General features: G+C 49.0%; 21 protein-coding genes and 2 tRNA genes. All 23 read right to left on the bottom strand.

Annotated features, from left to right (window positions below; genetic code table 11):
• On the bottom strand, positions 1–1,477 hold a 1,477-nt coding region (gene lysS / locus EXW93_RS00195; protein ID WP_174315873.1), incomplete at its 3' end, for a lysine--tRNA ligase.
• Positions 1,478–1,638: 161 nt separating this feature from the next.
• Entirely contained in the window at positions 1,639–2,631 is a 993-nt protein-coding gene (dusB, locus tag EXW93_RS00190; protein WP_023466575.1) for a tRNA dihydrouridine synthase DusB, read from the bottom strand.
• Entirely contained in the window at positions 2,631–3,146 is a 516-nt protein-coding gene (folK, locus tag EXW93_RS00185) for a 2-amino-4-hydroxy-6-hydroxymethyldihydropteridine diphosphokinase (RefSeq protein WP_174315872.1), read from the bottom strand. The genes dusB and folK overlap by 1 nt, the downstream gene beginning before the upstream one ends.
• Positions 3,143–3,514, bottom strand: a complete 372-nt coding sequence (gene folB / locus EXW93_RS00180; RefSeq protein ID WP_023466572.1) for a dihydroneopterin aldolase — start codon at positions 3,512–3,514, stop codon at positions 3,143–3,145. Before folB ends, folK begins: the two co-directional genes overlap by 4 nt.
• Positions 3,515–3,516: 2 nt before the next feature.
• Positions 3,517–4,302, bottom strand: a complete 786-nt coding sequence (gene folP / locus EXW93_RS00175) for a dihydropteroate synthase (protein ID WP_174315871.1) — start codon at positions 4,300–4,302, stop codon at positions 3,517–3,519.
• Complete coding sequence (locus EXW93_RS00170; protein WP_023466569.1) at positions 4,299–5,138, bottom strand: aminotransferase class IV; 840 nt, start codon at positions 5,136–5,138, stop codon at positions 4,299–4,301. Before EXW93_RS00170 ends, folP begins: the two co-directional genes overlap by 4 nt.
• Positions 5,110–5,703: an anthranilate synthase component II gene (locus EXW93_RS00165; protein WP_174315870.1), complete on the bottom strand. Its 594-nt coding sequence runs from the start codon at positions 5,701–5,703 to the stop codon at positions 5,110–5,112. Before EXW93_RS00165 ends, EXW93_RS00170 begins: the two co-directional genes overlap by 29 nt.
• Positions 5,700–7,085, bottom strand: coding sequence for an anthranilate synthase component I family protein (locus EXW93_RS00160; RefSeq protein WP_174315869.1), 1,386 nt, complete (start codon positions 7,083–7,085; stop codon positions 5,700–5,702). The genes EXW93_RS00165 and EXW93_RS00160 overlap by 4 nt, the downstream gene beginning before the upstream one ends.
• An 87-nt stretch (positions 7,086–7,172) precedes the next feature.
• Positions 7,173–8,117 carry a cysteine synthase A gene (cysK, locus tag EXW93_RS00155; RefSeq protein ID WP_023466565.1) on the bottom strand — a complete coding sequence of 315 codons (945 nt, stop codon included), beginning with the start codon at positions 8,115–8,117 and terminating at the stop codon, positions 7,173–7,175.
• Between the two features lie 80 nt (positions 8,118–8,197).
• A complete protein-coding gene (locus EXW93_RS00150) occupies positions 8,198–8,509 on the bottom strand; it encodes a SurA N-terminal domain-containing protein (RefSeq protein ID WP_023466564.1) in 312 nt (103 codons plus the stop codon).
• Positions 8,510–8,521: 12 nt separating this feature from the next.
• Positions 8,522–9,445, bottom strand: a complete 924-nt coding sequence (hslO, locus tag EXW93_RS00145; RefSeq protein ID WP_023466563.1) for an Hsp33 family molecular chaperone HslO — start codon at positions 9,443–9,445, stop codon at positions 8,522–8,524.
• 10 nt (positions 9,446–9,455) lie between these two features.
• Positions 9,456–10,217, bottom strand: coding sequence for a type III pantothenate kinase (locus EXW93_RS00140; protein ID WP_035399500.1), 762 nt, complete (start codon positions 10,215–10,217; stop codon positions 9,456–9,458).
• A 180-nt stretch (positions 10,218–10,397) separates the two neighbouring features.
• Positions 10,398–12,401 (bottom strand): ATP-dependent zinc metalloprotease FtsH, encoded by a 2,004-nt coding sequence (gene ftsH, locus EXW93_RS00135; RefSeq protein WP_023466561.1) that lies wholly within the window; start codon positions 12,399–12,401, stop codon positions 10,398–10,400.
• A 120-nt stretch (positions 12,402–12,521) separates the two neighbouring features.
• Positions 12,522–13,067: a hypoxanthine phosphoribosyltransferase gene (gene hpt, locus EXW93_RS00130; RefSeq protein ID WP_023466560.1), complete on the bottom strand. Its 546-nt coding sequence runs from the start codon at positions 13,065–13,067 to the stop codon at positions 12,522–12,524.
• 33 nt (positions 13,068–13,100) lie between these two features.
• Positions 13,101–14,333 (bottom strand): tRNA lysidine(34) synthetase TilS, encoded by a 1,233-nt coding sequence (gene tilS, locus EXW93_RS00125; protein WP_174315868.1) that lies wholly within the window; start codon positions 14,331–14,333, stop codon positions 13,101–13,103.
• Between the two features lie 69 nt (positions 14,334–14,402).
• Positions 14,403–14,474, bottom strand: a tRNA-Glu gene (locus tag EXW93_RS00120).
• A 9-nt stretch (positions 14,475–14,483) separates the two neighbouring features.
• A tRNA-Met gene (locus EXW93_RS00115) sits at positions 14,484–14,560 on the bottom strand.
• Positions 14,561–14,713: 153 nt separating this feature from the next.
• Positions 14,714–15,229 (bottom strand): S1 domain-containing RNA-binding protein, encoded by a 516-nt coding sequence (locus EXW93_RS00110; RefSeq protein ID WP_023466558.1) that lies wholly within the window; start codon positions 15,227–15,229, stop codon positions 14,714–14,716.
• A gap of 83 nt (positions 15,230–15,312) precedes the next feature.
• Entirely contained in the window at positions 15,313–15,690 is a 378-nt protein-coding gene (locus EXW93_RS00105; RefSeq protein ID WP_023466557.1) for an FtsB family cell division protein, read from the bottom strand.
• Positions 15,691–15,756: 66 nt separating this feature from the next.
• Positions 15,757–16,029 (bottom strand): RNA-binding S4 domain-containing protein, encoded by a 273-nt coding sequence (locus tag EXW93_RS00100; protein WP_023466556.1) that lies wholly within the window; start codon positions 16,027–16,029, stop codon positions 15,757–15,759.
• Complete coding sequence (gene yabN, locus EXW93_RS00095) at positions 16,026–17,456, bottom strand: bifunctional methyltransferase/pyrophosphohydrolase YabN (protein ID WP_023466554.1); 1,431 nt, start codon at positions 17,454–17,456, stop codon at positions 16,026–16,028. The genes EXW93_RS00100 and yabN overlap by 4 nt, the downstream gene beginning before the upstream one ends.
• A complete protein-coding gene (locus EXW93_RS00090) occupies positions 17,453–19,000 on the bottom strand; it encodes a putative polysaccharide biosynthesis protein (protein ID WP_174315867.1) in 1,548 nt (515 codons plus the stop codon). Before EXW93_RS00090 ends, yabN begins: the two co-directional genes overlap by 4 nt.
• Positions 18,997–22,512: a transcription-repair coupling factor gene (mfd, locus tag EXW93_RS00085; protein ID WP_023466550.1), complete on the bottom strand. Its 3,516-nt coding sequence runs from the start codon at positions 22,510–22,512 to the stop codon at positions 18,997–18,999. Before mfd ends, EXW93_RS00090 begins: the two co-directional genes overlap by 4 nt.
• Positions 22,513–22,524: the final 12 nt, after the last annotated feature.

Here is a 22,524-nt window from a genome sequence, read left to right as displayed (position 1 = left end):
TTTGTTGGTGACGCATCGTTGGGAAGAGTAATACATCACGAATCGATGGCGCATTCGTCAACAACATGACGAGACGATCGATCCCGATGCCAAGACCACCCGTTGGCGGCATACCGTACTCGAGTGCTTCAATGAAGTCTGTATCCATTTCATGTGCTTCGTCGTTTCCTGCTTCTTTTTCGACGAGTTGTGCTTCGAAACGTTCACGTTGATCGATTGGATCGTTCAATTCCGTGAAGGCATTCGCATGTTCACGACGGACGATGAATAATTCAAAGCGATCCGTAAAGCGTGGATCCTCTGGATTTTTCTTCGCAAGTGGCGATACTTCAACAGGATGACCATAGACGAATGTTGGTTGAACGAGTGTCTCTTCTACTTTTTGTTCGAAGAACTCATTCAAGATATGTCCCGTCGTCATGTGCGACTGGACTTCAACACCGTGTTCATGCGCTAGTTCGAGAGCACGTTCGTTTGAAATCTGTTCAAAGAAGTCGACACCTGTCGCTTCTTTAACAAGATCGACCATGTGTGCTCGTTTCCAACCGACAGATAGGTCGATGTCGTCTTCTCCGTAAGTGACTTGTGTCGTACCGAGTACTTCTTGTGCGACGTGAGCGATCAGGTTCTCTGTTAAGTTCATGATGTCTTTATAATCCGCATACGCTTCATAGAGTTCGATCATCGTAAACTCTGGGTTATGGCGTGTTGAGATTCCTTCATTACGGAACACACGACCGATTTCGTAGACTTTCTCAAGTCCACCGACGATCAAACGTTTCAAATGGAGCTCGATCGCAATCCGCATGTAAAGCGTCATGTCGAGTGCATTATGATGCGTGATGAACGGACGAGCCGATGCTCCACCCGCAATCGTATGCAACATTGGTGTTTCGACTTCCAAGTATCCGAGGTTATCGAGATATTGACGAATTCCACGAATGACTTTACTCCGCGCGATGAATGTCTCACGTGATTCTTGGTTCGTAATGAGGTCGAGGTAACGCTGACGATAGCGTTGCTCGATATCTTTTAATCCGTGATATTTATCCGGAAGCGGACGTAATGCTTTTGTTAATAACGTAAATGCTGTGACGTGAACAGAGAGTTCACCAACATTCGTTTTGAACACGTATCCTTGGATCCCAACGATGTCACCTAAGTCACATGTCTTATAGATCTCATACGCCTCTTCACCGACATCATCTTTACGGACATACAACTGAATTTGACCTTGTACATCCTGAACGTTCGTAAAGCCAACCTTCCCTTTACGACGTGTCGTCATGACACGACCCGCGATGGCAACTTCCGGTTTCAGTTCAGCCAACTCTTCTTTTGTATGTTCACCAAACGATGCACGAATGCTCGCGGTATCCGTCGAACGTTCAAAACGTGCGCCGAATGGATCGAGACCTTGTTCACGCATGGCGTTCATCTTACCGAGACGCACCTGCATTTGATCGTTCATTTCCATATCCTGACTCACTGTCTTCACTCCTTTTAATAATGGTTCACGACGATTCTCTCGAATAAAAAGCTGCCGGAATGACCGACAGCCCTTTAGAAAACCGATACGCTCATCTTCAATGCAACTAGCGTACCACAAAACGACGCTGTCCGACTATACTTTACCTGTTAGGCATATGCTACGTCTTCTTCGAGTGTCTGCAAGTACTGCTGTAACAGTTCGACAAGTCCTGCGTGTGTGTCGATATTGAATAACGCATTGCGAACGCGACCGTTCCCCTTCATTCCTTTCAAATACCAGGCGACATGTGTCCGCATTTCGCGTACGGCGAGTTCTTCTCCCTTTAGCGCGACTAGTCGTGTGGCATGCAAGAGACAAATATCAATCTTCTCACGCGCTGTCGGTTCTGCTGGAAGCGTTCCTGATTCGAGGTACTGGATCGTCTGATACAACATCCATGGATTCCCGAGAGCGGCCCGTCCGATCATGACACCGTCGACGCCGATCTCATCAATCATCCGTTTTGCATCTTGCGGCGTCTGAACATCTCCATTTCCGATGATTGGGATGTTGACCGCTTTTTTCGCTTCGCCAATGATGTTCCAGTCTGCGACCCCTTCATACTTTTGCGAACGTGTCCGCCCGTGGATGGCAACGGCTTTCGCCCCACCCGCTTCTGCTGCTTTGACATTATCGACACAATAGATGTGATGGCTGTCCCAGCCGGTCCGCATCTTAACAGTAACGGGTTTATCGATCGCTTGCGTCACCGCATGAACCATCTCATATACCTTATCTGGATCAAGCAACCATTTCGCTCCAGCATCGCTTTTCGTGACTTTCGGAACGGGACAGCCCATGTTGATGTCAATGATGTCGGCATTCGTGTTCGCTTCGACATATCGTGCCGCTTGAACGAGTGTCTCTTTTGAACCGCCATAGATTTGAAGACTGAGCGGTTTTTCCCGCTCATCCACGTACAGCATCTGAAGCGTCCGTTCGTTTTCGTACAAGATCCCTTTATCGCTGACCATCTCCGCACAGACGAGTCCTGCACCAAACTCCTTTGCGATTAACCGAAACGCCGGATTACAGACGCCTGCCATCGGTGCCAAGATGACTTGATTCTTCAGTTTGACATCACCAATGTTAAATTCCATTATTGTTCCTCCGCTTCTAAAAGCCCACCTAACCGTCGTACACCGTTTCGTTCTGTCTCTGGTAACTGCTGATACAACTGCTCGACACTTTGCTCAAGACCGGGTATGACGCATGTTGCTGCGAGTTCACGTAATGGTGCGAGGACGAATGCCCGCTCTTGCATCCGCGGATGCGGAACGGTTAATCCTTCGAGGTCAATGCGTTCTTCCTCATATAGCAAAATATCTAAGTCAAGCGTTCGTGGTCCATTTTTGAACAAACGCTCGCGTCCTTCTAGCTGTTCAATTTCCTGCAGTCGCCCAAGTAAGACAGATGCCTCATCCGTCGTTTGAATCGCGACGACCATATTATAGAATAAATCCTGCTCGAGATACCCGACAGGTACCGTCTCATAAATGGAAGAGATCTTTACGTCATGAACGGACGGTAATGCTCTCAGGCGAGCAATCGCTGCTCTTAAGTGAGCCGTTTTATCGCCGATGTTCGAGCCGAGTGCAATGTAAGCTTCCTTCATGCATAGTCCTCCCGAAGGCGATTGATCTCGACCGCCACATGTTCATAATGACCGGCAATCGGCGGATCCGGTTTGATGACCTTGATCGACGCTTCTTGAATTCGTTCGTCTAACGCAAATACTGCTTTTGCAATACGGTCCGCCAAGGCTTCGACGAGTTGGAGCGGTTCTCCTTCGACGACACGTTTCGTCGCTTCATACAATTCGGCGTAATTGACACTTTTTGTCAAATCATCCGTCCGACCGGCTTCTGCCAATGCAAGTCCGATCGATAAGTCGACATTGAAGCGTTGACCGAGTTTCGTCTCTTCTGCGAATACACCGTGGTACCCATAAAAACGCATTCCTGTTACATGAATTCGATCCACCGTTATTCCCCCTTCGTCGCAGCCAACATGATGTCCATCATCTGCGCTGCCCGTTTGACTTCTTTGACGTCATGCACACGCATCCAGTCACATCCTTGTTGAATTCCGTAACACACCGTCGCAATCGTTCCTTCGAGTCGTTCTTCTGTCGCTAATCCGAGCGCAAGTCCGATCATCGATTTACGGGACGTTCCGAGTAAAACCGGATACCCGAAGTCCGTTACGATCGATAGATGACGCATCAGGTACAAGTTCTCTTCATGCGTCTTCATGAATCCAATCCCAGGGTCGAGCCAAATATGCTCTTCCGCTACGCCTGCCTGTTTTGCTAACCGAATCGATTCCTCCAGGTCAGCCCGGACTTCTACCAGCATATCTGTCCCATGCGCCGTCTCCCGGTTATGCATCAAAATGATGGGTACTTTATACTGCGCAGCAACGTTGACCATCGAACGATCGCCCCACTTCGAGCCCCAAACATCGTTGATGATATCTGCTCCTGCTTCAATAGCAGCCTCTGCGACGACCGGTTTGTACGTATCGATCGATACGAGGACGTTCAGCTCTCGTTTGATGCGCTTGATGATCGGTAAAACACGGGTGAGTTCTTCTTCGACTGATACGAATGCTGCACCCGGTCGTGTCGATTCTCCACCGACATCGATTGCATCTGCTCCATCCGCGACGAGCTGACGCGCTTGCCGCATCGCTTGCTCGACATCGACATATTGTCCACCGTCCGAAAAGGAGTCCGGTGTCACGTTCAAGATACCCATGATGTAAGTCATCGTTGTTCTCTCCTTGTCGTCACCTGTTCGACGGATTGATCAAACAGCGTCATGATTTGTGCATATCCTGTTCCGTTGATTCCAGGGAAAGGGCGTCCGTCAAGTGACGAAATAGCGACCGCTTCCTGAACGGAATTCGTATAGATGATCTCATCTGCTTCTTCGAGCTGCGGTAAATAAGCCAAGCGTTCTTCGACCGGTACATATTGCATGAGGAACTGACGGGTAATCCCGTTCAGTGCACCGGTTTCAAGCGGTGACGTATACCATGTACTTCCGTAACGCCAAAAGATGTTTGACGTAATGCCCTCACAGACATGACCTTCCTTCGTCAAAAACAACCCTTCTGCTTCCGGATTGAACAATTGGCGTTTCGCCACTAGATTGTTCATGTAATGATGTGACTTCAAGCGGTAAGTCGTCTCCGGTGTACTGCGCGGTAAACGAATCGTCTCGAGTGCACGTTCCGCCCGTTTTCGCGGAGCGATTGGTTTCGCATAGATCAACACGGTCGGCGTGTCGTAAGGATCGATTGATAAACCGATCTCACGTGGACCGGCAGAGACGTTCAACCGAATGTATAAATCGTTCGCCCCATATGCCGCATATAAATCTTGGATCGCTTGCCGTAAGGCTTCCCGATCATATGCTAGCTGGATTCCGAGTGCGACACAACTCATCCGTAAGCGTTCAATATGATCATCGAACAAAAACGGATGTCCGTTATAGGTCCGAAACGTCTCGAATACACCCATCCCGTAGACGAATCCGTGATCGAGCGGGGAGATGCGTACTTCTTCTTCTCGTTTAATGGTTCCGTCGTGCCAGAGATACATAATGCGTCAACTCCAAGAAATTTTTTAACATCTGCTTCCCGTCTCGCGTCAAAATCGCTTCCGGATGGAACTGGACACCGAGAATCGGCAACGTCCGGTGACGGAGTGCCATGATCTCCCCACCGGCTTCCGCCGTCACTTCGAGCACTTCCGGGAATGTCTCGCGTTCAACGACGAGCGAGTGATAACGTGTCACCGGCGTCGCTTGTGGGATTCGTTCAAAGATGCCTTGTCCGTCATGCGTCAGTGGCGAGACTTTTCCGTGCATCAATTCCTTCGCGCGGACGACTTTACCACCGAATACTTGTCCAATCGCTTGATGACCTAAGCAGACCCCTAGTATCGGCACCTTCCCAGCAAAATAAGCAATCGCTTCTAGACTGATCCCCGCTTCATTCGGTGTACAGGGACCCGGTGAGATGACCAGATGATCCGGTTGCAACGCTTCGATTTCCGCAAGGGTGATCGCGTCGTTGCGAAATACCCGGATGTCTTGCCCAAGTTCGCCGAAATACTGGACTAAGTTGTACGTAAAGGAATCATAGTTATCAATCAATACAATCATTGCGTTCCCTCCGCTGTTTCTTTTGTCACCCATAACGCTTTGGCTTTACTAAGTGACTCTTCGTATTCACGTGCTGCGTCCGAATCTGTGACGACTCCAGCACCTGCTTGAACATATGCCATCCCGTCTTTTGCGACGAGTGTCCGGATCAAGATATTGAAAATGACATCATCCGCCCAACTGATGAAGCCAAGCGACCCAGTATAGATACCGCGCCGGACCGGTTCCAGTTCTTCAATGATTTCCATCGTCCGGATTTTTGGTGCGCCAGTGATCGTACCACCTGGGAACATCGCAGCGAGCACCTGACTCCCAGAGTGTTCCGGAGCTACTTCCCCTCTGACGTTTGAGACGATGTGTTGTACGTGCGAGTATTTCTCGATCACCATCAGCTCATCGACATGAACCGTACCATAACGACTGACGCGTCCTAAATCATTGCGCTCTAAATCAACAAGCATCACATGCTCTGCCCGTTCTTTTTCATTATCGAGTAAGGTTTTCGCAAGTCGTAAATCCTCCGCTTCATCCTTCCCGCGCGGCCGTGTTCCGGCAATCGGACGTGTCGCTAACGCATCACCGATTTTTTCGACGAGCAACTCGGGTGAGGCGGACACGAGTGTTAAATCTTCATCCGCAAAGTAACCCATGTATGGAGAAGGATTGACTTGTCGTAATACATCATACAAATGTTCCGCTGTCGTCCCAAGCGGTTCCTGTTGACGGACGGACAAATTAACTTGGAAAACGTCACCGTCCTCAATATAGGATTTAATCCGGTGTGCCGCTGTCATGAACGCTTCCTGCCCGAAAGCCCGTTCTCGCTCACCTGATAAACCAGTCGGTGTAAATTGAGGTGCATCCGTCTCGATGCACCAACGCGCGACTTCCGTTTCAAGAACTCGCTCTGCTTCTTCTGCCGTGTCTCGTGTCACGGCAATGAACAATTGCTTCGTTTCTTCATCAAACACGGCGACTTCATCGTACCAGTAAAATGATAGATCGGGTGTTTGCAAATCATCCATCGCTCGTTCCGGTAGCTTTTCTAAATAACGGACGGCATCATAACTGACGTATCCGGCAAACCCACCAAAGAACGGTGGCATTCCATCCGGTCGGACTGATTCACGGTCGACGCGGAGCTGTTCGAGTACATCAAACGGATTCGCCGTCGATGTCTCGACTTTTCCATCTGTCTCAATCGTCGTCGTTCCGTCCTTTGTCCGAACGTATCCGACAGGACGAGTCGCCGCCATCGTATACCGGCCGATTCGACCGCTTTCGAGCCAGACGTGTCCCGTTGTGCCATTCGTCTGTTCAACATATCGATTGTAAAATTGTTCTTTCGTCCATGGTACTGCTTTGTATTTCGTCTGTCGCATACGCGTCCCCCACTTCACACTATTCTGCTCTCATTATACGCAAAAAAGTACACGGAAGCCGAATGACTTCCGTGTACGTCCAGTTGATTACTTCGATTGGTCTGCTTCTTCCTCGATTTGATACAGCGGTGTACTTAAGTACCGCTCCCCATTCGAAGGAATGATCGCGAGAACGTTTTTCCCTTTACCGAGACGTTTCGCTGTCTTGAGCGCCGCTGCAATCGCAGCACCTGACGAGATACCACCTAAGACACCATTCGTCTTCGCTGCTCGGCGTGCGTGATCGAATGCTTCTTCCGTCGTGATTTGCTCAACACCATCATAAATCTCTGTATCGAGAATCGACGGCACGAACCCAGCACCGATTCCTTGCAGTTTGTGTGGTCCCGGTTTACCACCTGATAAGACCGGTGAATCCGTTGGTTCGACGGCAATGATTTCAATACCTTGGAAAGCATCGCGTAACACTTTACCAGCACCGGTGATCGTTCCGCCCGTTCCAATTCCCGCGATGAACGCATCGAGTTGCATGCCTTCGAACGCTTCGACGATTTCAGGACCTGTCGTTTTTTCATGGACGACTGGATTAGCACCGTTATTGAATTGTTGCGGCATGAAGTAACCGTGTTCTTCTGCTTCCGCTGTCGCGCGAGCGATCGCACCCTTCATCCCTTCAGGACCCGGAGTCAGAATCAATTCCGCACCATAGGCGCGAAGCAACGTCCGGCGCTCCATGCTCATCGTTTCCGGCATGACGAGGATGGCGCGATATCCTTTCGCCGAAGCGACCATCGCTAGTCCGATACCTGTGTTCCCACTCGTCGGCTCGATGATCGTGTCTCCTTCTTTGAGTTGACCCGCTTCTTCTGCGGCCTCAATCATAGATAACGCGATCCGGTCTTTTACGCTTGATCCAGGGTTCATGTACTCCAATTTTAGATACACATCTGCATCCTCAGGACCCGTTAGATGATGTAACTTGACGATCGGGGTGCGACCGACTAAATCTAATACTGAATTCGCAATACGCATGACCATTCCTCCTCATTAGTGAACCGCTTGAATTCCAAGTAATCCGATAAACTAATTATCAGCGGACTGGATGAAATCTGTCAATCAAAGCGTTTGACTTCCGGCTTTTTTCCATCCTTCGTCTGGCGTTCGACCGCTTCTTGAATCAAACGATCAATCGTCTGTTTTTCCTGTTCCGTTCGCATCGTCTGATAGACCATCGCGCGCGTGATTTTCTCATCACCGACTTCGGCGACGACATCCTCGAGCGGACCACCGATGCTGTCTTGAACGATTTTAGGAGAATCGACCTTTGGGAGCTCACCCATGAAGGCGTAAGCACCGGTCATGAAATTCGTCAACATTAAGATGAAGATCAACATCCACAAGTACTTAGGTTGTACATTCCCCATATTCGATCCCTCTTATGCTCTTTCGAGTGATTTTTCGCGAAGTTCCTCTAATTCTGGAACATCATAGTGATAATGCTCTGAACAGAAGTGACAAACAGCTTCCGCACCACCATCTTCATCAATCATCGCTTGAATCTCATCTGGTCCAAGGGCAATGATTGCTGTCGCTAATTTGTCACGGTCACACGTACATTCGAATGATACTGGAATCGTATCAAGATGTTCGTAGTCACCGAGAACGAGTTCTAACATTTCTTCTGGTGTTTTTTCCTCACCGACGAGAATCGAGATCGGTTTAAGGGCTCCAACACGTTTTTCGAGTGCTGCAATCGTTTCTTCCGACGCACCTGGCATCAATTGAACGATCAAGCCACCTGCTGCGATGACTGATTCGTCTTCTGGATAAACGAGAACGCCAGCCCCAACGACCGATGGGCTTTGTTCCGATACAGCAAAGTAATACGTGAAGTCTTCGCTGATCTCACCTGTTTGAATCGGCGATTGACCACCGACGAAGTCACGCAACCCGAGGTCTTTGATGACAGAGATGTTTCCGCGACCGACCGCTTCACCGACTTTTAGTTTCGTCAGACCATCTGCATTGACATACGTATCCATCTCGACGCGGGGACGACTCACATATCCACGTACGACACCTTTTGCATCGGCATCGACGATGATTTTCCCAATCGGTCCATCGCCTTCGACTTTTAATGTGACACGTGTATCGCCTTTTTGCATCGTACCCATCATTGCACCGATCGTCAGTGTCCGACCGAGCGCTGCTGTGACGACAGGTGTCGTCTGGTGGCGCAGTTGTGCTTCATAGACCGTCTTCGTCGAACGGATTGCAAACGCACGGACTTCTCCATTGAAGCCTAACGCCCGTACTAAATAGTCATCTTTTAATTGTGCTAATAATTCTTCACGTTTCATCTTGATTCCCTCACTTATTTCGTTCGTAGATAATCCGTAATCCATCTAACGTCAAGAATGGATCGACGATCTCAATCATCGTGGATTCCTCGCTGATTAATCGGGCTAAGCCGCCGGTCGCAATGACCTTCGCTTCTCCCATTTCTTCTTTCATCCGGTGAACGAGTCCGTCCACCTGTGCCACATATCCGAAATAGGTCCCCGACTGCATCGCATGGATCGTATTCCGTCCGATGGCTGACTGCGGTTTCGCGATTTCAATTCGTGGCAATTTTGCTGCCTTATTATAGAGTGCCTCGGTTGCAACCATCACACCGGGTGAGATGATGCCGCCGTAATACCGTTTTTGTGCATCGATGTAACAATACGTCGTCGCTGTTCCGAAATCGACGATGATCATCGGTCCCTCGTATTTCGCCGTCGCCGCTACTGCGTTGACGATTCGATCGGCTCCCACTTCCCGTGGATTATCGACTTTTAAATCCAGTCCTGTCTTGATTCCTGGTCCAATCAAGAACGGACGGCGTTTAAAGTAACGCACACACATATTTTCTAGCGGAAACACGACGGGGGGTACGACAGATGATAACACGATTCCCTCGATTTCTTCCACGTTTAGCTCTGCGTCACGGAACAACGCTTTGACGAGCATACCGTATTCGTCCGTCGTCCGTGTTCGGTCTGTCGCAATCCGCCAATGCTCAATCAACTCTTGTCCTTGATAGACACCTAAGACGATATTCGTATTTCCGACATCGATGACTAAAATCATTTGCTTATTTCCCCGCTTCTTCTCAATTTTCATGCTTCGATTGTATTCCGTTGTTTTACGATCGGAACTATATACGTTGTGATTATACCATGCTCGTATAGTCACACCTACCGATGTGTATTCGCTCGGTCTGCCACAAAAAAGAACGGATTCGATATCAATCGAATCCGTTCCATCCGTTTACACTTGATCATCGCGACGCGGCGTATCTGGTGTATCCGTATCTACATTTTTCCCTTCGTCAACGACTGAACCCATTTGCGTTGGAGACTGCGTCGGTTGATCAACAGTTGCATCTGTCGATTCCGGTGCTTTCTCTTCTGCTTTTGGAGTCGTTGCTTCTGGTTCATGTTTTTTGTATTCGCCCGTCTCTAGGAGATGGTGAATTTGTTTTTGATCGAGTGTTTCGACTTCAAGCAATGTCGTTGCAATCAAGTCGAGCTGATCGCGCTTCTCAGTCAGGATATCTTTCGCTTTTTGGTAACAGCGGTTGATGATCGCTTGGATTTCCGTATCGATCTCGTGTGCGATTGCATCCGAGTAGTTCTGTTCGTTTTGGAAATCACGGCCGAGGAAGACGTTACCGCTTTGACCTGATCCGAATTGAAGCGGTCCGAGTTTTTCACTCATCCCGAACTCCATGACCATTTTCCGTGCAAGACCTGTCGCACGCTGGAAGTCATTGCTTGCCCCAGTCGAGACTTCTCCGAAGACGATATCCTCTGCGACACGACCACCGAGCAATCCAGTAATCTTATCTTCGAGTTCCGGCTTCGTCATGAAGTAACGATCTTCTTTTGGCAACATGACAACATATCCGCCCGCGTTTCCGCGAGGAACGATCGTTACCTTGTGTACTTCATCCGCATCGTCGAGCGTGACACCGATGATTGTATGTCCAGCTTCGTGCCATGCGACGATCTTTTTCTCTTTCGGCGAGATGATCCGGCTCTTCTTCGCTGGTCCAGCGATGACGCGGTCAATCGCTTCTTCGAGGTCAACGATCGAGACTTTATCACGGTCTGCCCGAGCGGCAACAAGTGCTGCTTCGTTTAGAAGGTTTTCAAGATCCGCACCTGAGAATCCAGGTGTTCGTTGTGCGATCGCTTTTAAATCAACCGTTGAATCGAGCGGTTTATTCCGCGCGTGAACTTTCAAGACTGCTTCACGACCGATGACATCTGGACGGTCAACCGTGATTTGACGGTCAAAACGACCTGGACGGAGTAAGGCTGGGTCAAGAATATCAGCACGGTTCGTTGCTGCGATCATGATGATGCCTTCGTTTTCACTGAATCCATCCATCTCAACGAGAAGTTGGTTCAATGTCTGCTCACGCTCATCGTGTCCACCACCGAGACCTGCGCCCCGTTGACGACCGACAGCATCGATTTCATCGATGAAGATGATACATGGTGCATTTTTCTTCGCGTTTTCGAACAAGTCACGGACACGTGATGCCCCGACACCGACGAACATCTCAACGAAGTCAGAACCTGAAATCGAGAAGAATGGTACGCCAGCTTCACCAGCTGCGGCACGCGCGAGCAACGTCTTACCTGTACCTGGAGGACCTACGAGGAGGACCCCTTTCGGAATACGGGCACCGAGTTTCGCGAATTTACGCGGATCTTTCAAGAATTCAACGACTTCGACGAGTTCTTGTTTCTCTTCGTCTGCGCCGGCTACATCATCAAACGTAATCTTTTTCTTCTCTGTGTCATAGAGGCGTGCCTTCGATTTCCCGAAGTTCATGACGCGACCGCCACCACCGCCACCTTGTGCTTGATTAATCAAGAAGAAGAAGAGGATGAAGATGATGATGAATGGAACGATCGTCGTCAGTAACGCGATCCAACCACCATTCGTTTCTGCTGCCTTAAAGTCCAATTTGACTCCTTGGCTTTTCAATTGCGTATAAAGATCCGTTAGTTCCGTATCAACAGCCGGTACGACCGTCTCATACGTTGAATCTTTTTCACGCAAATCTCCTGTCACATTATACGTCTGCCCTTCATATTGGAAGGTAGCCGTCTTGATTTCACCTTTTTCAACAGACTCGACAAACTGTGTGTAATTGATTTCTTTGCTTTTGTTCACTGGACTCTGCAAGTATTGCAGAAACAAGATCAAAGCTAGAAAAATGACCCCAAACACGAGGGTATTCTTCACTGCTCGGTTCATCTTATGCCTCCTCTCCGCATCCATCTCGTTTTTCTAGTGGATGAATACGAATCCTGGCGCGACAGGGCGCGCTTTGTAATTGGTTTCATCTTATCATGGGACAGACGAGATTAAAAATAATTAGCCACCGTAGACTGCAGGTTTCAAGACACCTACGTATGGAAGGTTACGATACTTCTCTTCGTAATCCAGACCATAACCGACAACGAATTCGTGTGGAATGACGAAGCCGCTGTAATCTGCGTGCAAGTCATTCTTCCGTCCTGTTGGTTTGTCGAGCAACGTCACGATCTTAACGGACTTCGCTTTCCGGTACTTGAAGAGATCGACAAGGTAACCAAGCGTCAATCCGCTGTCGATGATATCTTCGACAATCAAGATGTCGCGTCCTTCTACCGATGTGTTCAAATCTTTTTCAATCTTGACTTCACCTGTTGATGTTGTCCCACCGTGATACGTTGAAACGTCCATGAAGTCCATTTCAAGATGCATATCCATCTTTTTCACAAGATCAGACATGAACGGCATTGCGCCTTTTAAGACGCACACAAGCAACGGAAAACGATCGTGATAATCCGCTGTCAATTCGCCGGCGAGTTCGCCCACTTTATTTTGGATCTCTTCTTCTGAAATCAGTACTTTTTCCATATCGTTCATCAAGGTCATGCTAGGTATTCCTCCTCCATAATAAACACTACATTACCATTCTATCATTAAATAAGATTTTGCGAGGAGTTCAAATGACCCGAATATTGCAATTCGATGTCCAATGACGGCTAAAATCACTCCATTTGCATCGACGACGACCGGAACCTGTTCCCGGAGATAACGCGGAACCTTAGCATCAATCAGAATTCGACTGACTTTTTTCGAACCCACAGCAAGCTGAATCCGATCTCCTGGACGTGGCGGACGTACCGTCAATGGGAACGCAATCGCGTCCAGCGGGATACCTTGATTTCCGATTGAGAAGCGAACCATTTGTTCACCATAATGATACGTTCCCAAATTCTCCCCTACTTGAAACGATAAATCGTCATTCATTGACCGTATCACACGATCCTGCATCAAAAAGCCATATGCACGTCGCATCCTCCAGTTTCCATAATACACTTCGTCTGAGCCCTTATCCACCCGAAGCCATGTAACAAAGTGACGAATCACATCCGAAGAAAACATTTCTCCCGTTAATGTCGGCAAAACAAGCCGCTGTAAATCCGTCGGTAATTCTAAAATACGTGCGACCGGAATTCCGTTCGCTTCCTTACACCGTTCGAGATAGGTCGCGACGAATGCCGCCTGTTCACGGATGATTTGCTGTCGCGCATGTGCTGCCGCTGCCGTTGCCTGTTCAAACTCAGGACGCATGTCTCGGAGTGATGGAACAATCGTATGCCGGATTTGATTACGCAAATAAGTAGTTTCTGCATTTGACGCATCTTCTCGCCATGGAACTTCATGTTGCAACGCATACTCGCGTAATGTTTGCTTCGATTCATGTAGCAACGGTCGATGCAACCAACCGTTACCAAACGGACGAACGACGGGAATACCATCAACCTGCGCTTCTCCACGAATGAGCTGAATGAGTAGCGTCTCAATTTGATCGTCTTGATGATGGGCGAGAATCAGACGCGAGCGCCCGGTCTCTTCCATGATTCGTTCAAAAAACGCATATCTCTCTTCGCGACAAGCTGCTTGAGAGCTCGTACGTCCTGTCCATTCTAAACGCGTCATGAAAAAAGATATCTTTCGGGCCGTTGCCCACTCCTTAATAAAGCACGCTTCTTCGTCGGACACCTCTCGTAATCCATGATGCACATGCGCAATCGCGATATCGTAGCCCTCTTTGTACAACCGATCGACGAGTACCATCGAATCACAACCTCCCGAAACACCTACTAAAAGTGGTTCGAACGGCACACCTTCCATAACGATTTCCCCCTTTCCGTTAAAACCTAAAAAAAGCTATCTCTATATAATAGAGATAGCTTTTGAGAATGACCCGTACGGGATTCGAACCCGTGTTACCGCCGTGAAAGGGCGGTGTCTTAACCGCTTGACCAACGGGCCAAAAAAATATGGTAGCGGCGGAGGGAGTCGAACCCACGACCTCACGGGTATGAACCGTACGCTCTAGCCAGCTGAGCTACACCGCCATATTTTTAACTCGTGCGTCTTAAGCACATTTTCTATAATACGGGCAGGTCAAATGAAAGTCAACGCTTTTTCTAAAAATAATTTCAAAAAAATAAAAGATGGAATGAACGGCGTCATTCCATCTCTATTCTTATAAAGAACAGGTCAGCAAGTTATTGACGTTTTGCGCCGCGTCCGCCACGTTTTGAATCCGTTTGACGTTTCAATGTAGCAAGACGATCTTCACTATCTTTCAGGAAACTAGACATCAGCGTATCGAACGATTGTTCTTTGCGCGGTGGTGGTGTACCACGGCCGCCTTTGTTGAAGCCTCCACGGTTACCGCCTCCACGTGGTCCTTTGTTATCGAACGAACGTGGTCCACGATCTTGTCCTGCTGGACGTGGTCCACGGTCGAACTGACGTGCAGGACGAGGACGTTCGCCTTCTGGACGATCGACGGCTTTTTTGATGGAAAGACCGATCTTACCATCGTTTTCAACACTTAAGACTTTGACGGTGATTTCTTGACCAACCGTCAACACATCATTGATGTCTTTAACGTAAGAATCTGCCACTTCACTGATGTGAACAAGACCAGTTTTCCCTGTTGGTAACTCAACGAACGCTCCGAAATTCGTGATGCCTGTTACTTTCCCTTGCACTTTGCTGCCTACTTCAATCGACATAAATTGTATTGCTCCTTTTTAGTTGATTCGTTTCTTATTATACGAGTGATTCATTCTTTTTTCAATCAATCGGCAACCTTCAATTAGTCTTCCGGTGAAAAGTAGAAGATCGTTTCCCCTTTTTTCGAATAGAGCAACTCGCTTCGAGCTAAGTTCGCTACATACTCTTTATCATTGAGACGGTTGATTTCTTCCTTCAGACGGGCGGTCTCTTTTTTTGCTTTCGTCTGCTCTTGTTCGGCGACTTGAAACGACTGCTTTTGTTCAGCGATCAATTGCCGTTTCTCCATGTATGACCACCCCATGAGGGAAAAGATGAGTAAAAAGACGGTCAGACACAGGAAAAAGCGATTTTTGAGACGTCGACGGTTTTCGATGGCATTCTGACTCAACTGCTTTTTACGGTCATTGAGCGGCTTGATCTTTGGCGCAGGACGCCCTGATTCGAGCGGTGTTGGCATATCATCCCTCCTCTTTCTGAGTGGTCACCCCTGACACTCTTTAGTATACTTCCTTTTTCCGGTAAATTACATTGATTCTTCGGAATTCACCTTTTCTTCACGGATGATCTCATACATATCAGATGCTTCTTCTTTTTTGGCATGTTCTTTAATGCTCGAAATCGCAACCGTGACGATCTTGTTTCCGAACCGAATCGTCATCTCATCACCTGCTGCTACCGTGCTACTTGCTTTCGCCACATTACCATTGATTGTAATCCGACCTTGATCGGCTACTTCTTTCGCAAGCGTCCGTCGTTTGATCAGACGCGATACTTTTAAAAATTTATCAAGTCTCATGACTGTTCCTCCTGCTTCGCTTGATGCCAGAGTGAATCTTGCTCTTCAAGCGTCATCTCAACGAGCGGTCGATCCGCTAGCTGTTCCATTCGCGTAAAGCGACGGATGAATTTATCGTTCGTCTGTTGTAGCCCCTCTTCTGCCGAGAGACCAAGGTATTTCCCAACGAGTGTTATCGAAAACAGAACGTCTCCGAATTCACCTAGTCGTTCTTCTGGTGCGGCTTCCTTCAATTCACGTAACTCTTCGATTACTTTTTCAAGTGCACCCTCGACGTCACTCCATTCAAAACCGACTTTCGCCACTTTCTTTTGAATATCTTCTGCGCGCATCAAGGCAGGTGCCCCTTTTGTTACGCCATCGAGCAAGGAAGTTCGCTCCGGTTTTTCTTGTGCTTTAATGTCTTGCCAGTTCGAAACGACGTCTGCTGAAGAATCGACAATCGTTTCTCCGAAGACGTGTGGATGACGACGAATCATCTTATCACTGACGCTTCCGATGACATCTCGAATGTCGAAATACCCTTCATCTAGACCAATTTGTGCGTGGAGCATGACCTGTAAAAGGACGTCTCCTAGCTCTTCTATCATTAAGTTATCGTCCTGAAGGTCGATTGCTTCCAGTAATTCGTAAGATTCTTCGATTAAATGACGTTTTAAGGACTCATGTGTCTGCTCTTGATCCCATGGGCAACCGCCTTCACCACGTAACCGTGCGACAATCTCTTTTAATGTCGCGAAGTCACGGTTCAGCGTCTGCTCATCCGTAACAGGTGGTACGTAGACTGTTGTCAAGTTACTGAGCGTCGTCACATGATCGAGTTCATACAACGGCACGCTTTGGACAGTTTGTTTGCTTGTACCCGCTGCTGTGACCAGAGTGACGAGATGTTCGTCCGGATAACGTTCCATCAGCTGAACCTTTAAATCACCGGCGACGAGCGCATCATAGACTTGTCCAATCAGCAAATGTTGACGGATCTGCGCTTCATCGACGGTAAACGCCGTCGCATCAAGCAACTGAAATCCTTCAATCGGATCCACGCCAAGCGCCGCGAACATCGGATCAAGAAAACTTTGTCCGCCTACAACGTCGACCGCGTCCGTCCGCTCTAATAACTGCTGGACGGTACTCTCAGCGACCAGTGGATGACCTGGGACGGCATAGATGATGTCCGTCGTCTTTGAGAGGCGAAGCAATTCCTCAACGATTTCTGTGTATACGTCTTCAAACCGACTATGTCGTTCGTAAACCGAGTCAAATGATGTAAAGTTCATTCCCTCTGCTGCGAGTTCTGAAACGACTGGATGATCCATTGTCCGTAAATAGACAGGCTGTGTCGTGTTTTTTAATAATCGATAGATGCCAAACGGCAATTGTTCGAGTTCGCCGACGCCAAGGCCGACGATCGTGATTCGGTGTGTCATATACTCCTCCTACGTTGGTACATCTGATATAACTTATCTCCTAAAGGCAATAGCGCCCACTCTTGTGCTGTTAATACACGAACGCGTAATGCCATACTGCCATAAATGATGGCACCACCGACGACAAGGACGCCGACTTCGAGTGCCGCACCGATTCGTGTCTCAAGCTCAAACAGCCGGAAGAACGTTTCGATCAGGTACAGAAACACACTCATGGCGAGCACAGGTAAGACCAGTCGTCGGTAGAACGCGTTTCCTGCCGATACGCGACCGAACTTCCGGTTCAATAAAATCCATTGTGCTGTCGCCATGACGGCAAAACCGCCAAATGTCGCCATACCCGCCCCGATCATACCATATCGGGGAATGAAATAGAGATTCAGAACGAGCTTCGCCCCTAATCCGACAAGAACACCAACGAGCGCATATTTTTCAGCATCGACCGACTGGAGACAAGAGATGATCATCATCGCAATCGAAGCGGCAAATGCCGTCGCCGCGAGCCAAATCAACCCTGCTGTTCCCTGGTCATCTTGATACAACGCAATATTGAGCGGACGCATCACACCCATTAGTCCGATTGTCGCTGCAGCGGCAATCAATAGACCGGAACGGAGTAATGTCTCGAGTTGTTGACGCATCATCTGCGGATCATGCTTTCGATATGCGGTTGATAAGGATGGAACACTCGCAAGACTCATCGACGTCGCAAAGAGAATCGCGAATTGCAGTAACGGATACCCACGGTCGAGCACCCCTTTTTCAATTTTCGTCTCTGTCGTATTGCCAAGTAGATTGACGAACGTCAATCCATCGATCAATTGCATCAGTAACAAGGCAAGTGAGGCGATACTGACCGCCACCCCGCTTGTCACGAGCACCTTCCCGACCCGCCGTACATGAATACCTGAAAACACAGGACGACCAATCTTCCCTTTCGCAAAACGCAACAGGACGAATAACGAAACGATGCTGCCGCCGATCGCTGTCAGATGGGCACTGGCACCAATCCAGTAAGGGTCCGCCTGCATCGAGACGCCGATATAGGTCACGAGCAACAAGAGTCCGACACGGACGGCATTTTCAGAGACTTGGGATACAGCCGTCGGTCGCATCTCGAGATCTGCTTGAAACATGCCTCTAAGAACGGCAATCACAGGTAGTAAATAAAATGTACACGTGACAGCTCGCAATGGAACAACGAGTTTATCGTCTCCAAACCAGCCCGCAAGTGTCGGGGCAATCCACCATCCGAACAGACCAAAGAAGACCGTCATCGCAAGTAAGACGTACAAAATCGACCATAAAACTTCTCGTTTTTCATCTGGATGATGGAGCGTCAACTTCGCCACGATGACGGGCAGCGCATAAATACCTAGCGCTGCCGCTATCGCGAATAAGGGATAGACCGTCTGATAGACGTACAGTCCGAAGTCACCTGCAAGGTTCTGATACGGAATCCGGTAAAAGAAGCTGAGCAGTTTCGAGATATAACTAGAGATCGCAAGCAGTGCTGCGCCTTGCGCAATCGTTCGTCTATTCATCGTGCGACGAGCCGACGATCAAGCTCTGCTAGCAACTGTTCTGCTTGCATCGTCATCTGTTGCGTCGACTGCTTGTTGCGGTTGAGCGTCAAGACGAGTTTCTGTTCTTGTTGCCCCATCCCTAGACCACGTCCAAGCGGAACGGTCCATTTGACGAAATCCGCCACATCCAGCTGCTGTGTTGATTGAAGTGACAAGACGATCTCGATTTTCGGATCGGTTTGTTTGACGCGCTCGACACGCGCTCGTTCAGCAAAAATCCGCATCCGCGTCAGTTGGATCAAACGAGCAACCTCATCCGGGAACTCACCGAATCGTTCGAGCATCTCTGTTTCAAGTTGTTCGAGACTATCGACGGTATCGACATATTTCAAACGTTTATAAAATTCGATTTTCAGCTCGGAGTCCGTCATGTAGTGCGATGGAATATACGCATCAAGACTGAACGTGAACTCAGGTACGAATTTCTGGACGCGTTTTTTGCCCTTCATCCGTTCTTTCCGTTCTTCAACCGCTTCTGCCAGCATCTGCGAATAAAGATCGAAACCAACAGAGTCGATGAAGCCCGATTGTTGGGAACCGAGTAAGTTCCCGGCGCCACGAATCGATAAGTCACGCATCGCAATTTTAAAGCCGCTACCGAGCTCCGTGAATTCCTTGATCGCTTGCAGTCGACTTTCTGCAACTTCCGTCAATCGTTTTTGCGGACGGTACGTAAAGTACGAATAGGCGACGCGACTTGAACGACCGACACGACCGCGCAATTGATACAGTTGGGATAGTCCCATTTGATCCGCGTCATGAACGATCAACGTATTGACATTTGGAATATCGATTCCTGTCTCGATGATCGTCGTACTCACAAGAACATCTGCATCCCCTTCGAAGAACGCGATCAACTGACTTTCGAGTTCGGTTTCCGTCATCCGACCGTGCGCCGTGACGATCCTCGCTTCCGGTACGAGCGCGCGAATTTCTTCTGCCTTTCGCTCGATACCTTCGACCCGGTTATACAGAAAGAACGCTTGTCCACCACGGCCGAGTTCTCGTTCGAGCGCTTCGCGCATGACGATTCCGTCGTATTCCATGACGTATGTCTGAACCGGATACCGGTTTTCCGGCGGTGTCTCAAGGACCGAGAGATCACGGATCCCGATCATCGACATGTGCAATGTCCGCGGAATCGGTGTCGCTGTCAACGTCAAGACGTCAACGTTCGTCTTCAACTGTTTCAGACGTTCTTTGTGTTTCACACCGAATCGTTGCTCTTCATCAATGATCAATAATCCGATATCAGCAAACTGGACGTCTTTCGACAGCACACGGTGTGTCCCGACGACGACATCGATCGTTCCCTCTTTTAGACCTTGTTTCGTCGCCTTTAATTCTGCTGGCGAACGGAACCGGCTCATGACCGACACACGAATCGGCCATTCACTAAATCGCTCAAGCATCGTTTCGTAGTGTTGTTGTGCAAGGACGGTCGTTGGTACGAGTAACGCGACTTGTTTTCCAGACATGACCGCTTTGAACGCTGCTCGAATCGCAACTTCCGTTTTCCCGTATCCAACGTCGCCACATAATAGACGATCCATCGGACGCGGACGTTCCATATCCTTCTTGATCTCGGCAATCGATCGTAATTGATCGACCGTTTCCTCATACGGGAACGAAGCCTCGAATGCTTGCATGTTATCGTCGTCCTCTGGGAACGCAAAACCGACGGCAGCCTCGCGAGCCGCATAGAGCTTGATCAACTCATCAGCAATATCCTCGACCGATTTCTGGACTTTCGCTTTGACCTTTTTCCATTCCGTCCCGCCGAGTTTATAGATCTTCGGCTCTTTCCCTTCAGCCCCGACATACTTTTGAATCAAGTCGATCTGATCGACAGGAACATACAAAGAGTCCTCTCCCGCGTAAACGAGATGGAGATAGTCCTGATGATTACCGGCTACATCAATCGTCTTGATGCCGTGGTACCGACCAATCCCATGATGAATATGAACGACGTAATCGCCTGTCTTCAATTCTTGGTAGCTCTTAATCCGTTCAGCGTTCGTCAGCTTCGTCGTTTGCTTCCGGCGACGCGCTGGTTGCTTGAAGACTTCTTCTTCCGTGATGACGACGAGACGCGCATTCGTCATCTCGAATCCACCATGAATTCCCCCAATCAGGATTGCTGGTTGACCACGAGTGATACCTTCTTTCGTTACGATCGAGGCTTCGACCCCATAATCGGATAACGTCTGACGCATCCGCTCGGCACGTTCTCGGTTACTCGCTAAGAAAACCATCCACATGTCAGCGCGACGATATCGCTCGACTTCTTGCTTCAGGCGTTCCATCTGACCATGGAACGGTGCAATCGGTTTGATGCTGAAATGGATTGCCGCACTTTCCGGTACCCCGCTCCGACGAGTCGGTAGGAGCGAGAGATACAACAATGGTTGTCCTTCAAAGACATGTGCCATCGGAACGGACAGGACGTAATCACTGACGCTTTGTCCGCGTTCAATGAGAGACGCCATCCATTCTGCTTCCTCTGCATCCTGGACTTCCGCCGCTTCTTCGACCCGTGCGACTTCATCGACGATCAAGACGCTTCCCGTCACGTCTTGACGTAACGTCGACGTGTAGAGGATCGGTGCATACTTCGCGAACTGTTTCGGACGATCGCCGTTTTCTAGCAACTCGACGTCATAAGCAATTCCCTCTTCAAGTGCCGCGAGGACTTCCGTACTTTGGACGCGCTCTTTCGTCGCCTCATAAAGACGACGGACTTTTTCACCCGCGTCCTTCAACTGATCCTTCGTCGCGAAGTGTTCCGCCGCCGGCATCAAACATGCTTCTGCGACGACACCGAGTGAGCGTTGTGTCTCCGCATCGAATGTATAGATCGAGTCGACTTCCTCGTCGAATAGATCCAGCCGGTATGGGCGTTCGACCGTGAGCGGATAAATATCGATGATACTTCCGCGAACAGCAAACTCACCAGGTGTCGTCACGGTCGCTGTCCGTTCGTACCCCGCATCGACTAAATCTTGGACGAAGTCCGGAATCGATAAGATGTCGCCCGGCTTCACTTGTTTGACGTGTGACAGGAACGTCTGTGCATCCGGAACATATCGGCGTAAACCGACGAGCGGAATGATCAAAATTCCGTCGTCCGTCGTCAGTAAACGATGACGGGTCTCGATCCGCGTCGCCCGCAGTTCTGGACTTGCGCCATAAGAAAGTTCTGCTGCTAACGTCTCATCGACCGGATAGAGCATGACGTCTTCTTCCGGTACAAGTTCAATCAAATCATCGTACAGTTTTTGTGCTTGGAACATATTATGTGTCACGAGTACGAATCGACGTTTCGTCTCCTGATAAATCCCGGCGACGAACAATGCTTTCCCACTGTTCATCAGACCGGTGATCAACTGAGCGTTGACACCGTCCCGGAAGCGTTCCCGAACCGTCTTGATTTCAGGAATCGCTAGTAAGAGTTCTTGTAATTGTTTCATCTTCTTCCTCCT

The organism is Exiguobacterium sp. JMULE1 (assembly GCF_013337175.1).
Classification (GTDB): Bacteria; Bacillota; Bacilli; order Exiguobacteriales; family Exiguobacteriaceae; genus Exiguobacterium_A; species Exiguobacterium_A indicum.
The sequence above is the reverse complement of the archived record's forward strand: the minus strand, read 5'-3'. Positions and strand labels throughout refer to the sequence as shown.

Bases quoted from the DNA above. Each gene is read 5' to 3' on its own strand.
- EXW93_RS00170 (WP_023466569.1), bottom strand. From the start codon at position 5,138: ATGTATCTCTGGCACGACGGAACCATTAAACGAGAAGAAGAAGTACGC.
- mfd (WP_023466550.1), bottom strand. From the start codon at position 22,512: ATGAAACAATTACAAGAACTCTTACTAGCGATTCCTGAAATCAAGACG.
- ftsH (WP_023466561.1), bottom strand. From the start codon at position 12,401: ATGAACCGAGCAGTGAAGAATACCCTCGTGTTTGGGGTCATTTTTCTA.
- EXW93_RS00160 (WP_174315869.1), bottom strand. From the start codon at position 7,085: ATGCGACAGACGAAATACAAAGCAGTACCATGGACGAAAGAACAATTT.
- EXW93_RS00105 (WP_023466557.1), bottom strand. From the start codon at position 15,690: ATGCCAACACCGCTCGAATCAGGGCGTCCTGCGCCAAAGATCAAGCCG.
- yabN (WP_023466554.1), bottom strand. From the start codon at position 17,456: ATGACACACCGAATCACGATCGTCGGCCTTGGCGTCGGCGAACTCGAA.
- folK (WP_174315872.1), bottom strand. From the start codon at position 3,146: ATGAAGGAAGCTTACATTGCACTCGGCTCGAACATCGGCGATAAAACG.
- folP (WP_174315871.1), bottom strand. From the start codon at position 4,302: ATGACTTACATCATGGGTATCTTGAACGTGACACCGGACTCCTTTTCG.
- dusB (WP_023466575.1), bottom strand. From the start codon at position 2,631: ATGGAATTTAACATTGGTGATGTCAAACTGAAGAATCAAGTCATCTTG.
- hslO (WP_023466563.1), bottom strand. From the start codon at position 9,445: ATGAAACGTGAAGAATTATTAGCACAATTAAAAGATGACTATTTAGTA.
- EXW93_RS00090 (WP_174315867.1), bottom strand. From the start codon at position 19,000: ATGAATAGACGAACGATTGCGCAAGGCGCAGCACTGCTTGCGATCTCT.
- hpt (WP_023466560.1), bottom strand. From the start codon at position 13,067: ATGACCTTGATGAACGATATGGAAAAAGTACTGATTTCAGAAGAAGAG.
- EXW93_RS00100 (WP_023466556.1), bottom strand. From the start codon at position 16,029: ATGAGACTTGATAAATTTTTAAAAGTATCGCGTCTGATCAAACGACGG.
- tilS (WP_174315868.1), bottom strand. From the start codon at position 14,333: ATGGAAGGTGTGCCGTTCGAACCACTTTTAGTAGGTGTTTCGGGAGGT.
- EXW93_RS00110 (WP_023466558.1), bottom strand. From the start codon at position 15,229: ATGTCGATTGAAGTAGGCAGCAAAGTGCAAGGGAAAGTAACAGGCATC.
- EXW93_RS00150 (WP_023466564.1), bottom strand. From the start codon at position 8,509: ATGGGGAATGTACAACCTAAGTACTTGTGGATGTTGATCTTCATCTTA.
- EXW93_RS00165 (WP_174315870.1), bottom strand. From the start codon at position 5,703: ATGATTGTATTGATTGATAACTATGATTCCTTTACGTACAACTTAGTC.
- EXW93_RS00140 (WP_035399500.1), bottom strand. From the start codon at position 10,217: ATGATTTTAGTCATCGATGTCGGAAATACGAATATCGTCTTAGGTGTC.
- cysK (WP_023466565.1), bottom strand. From the start codon at position 8,117: ATGCGTATTGCGAATTCAGTATTAGATTTAGTCGGTCGCACCCCGATC.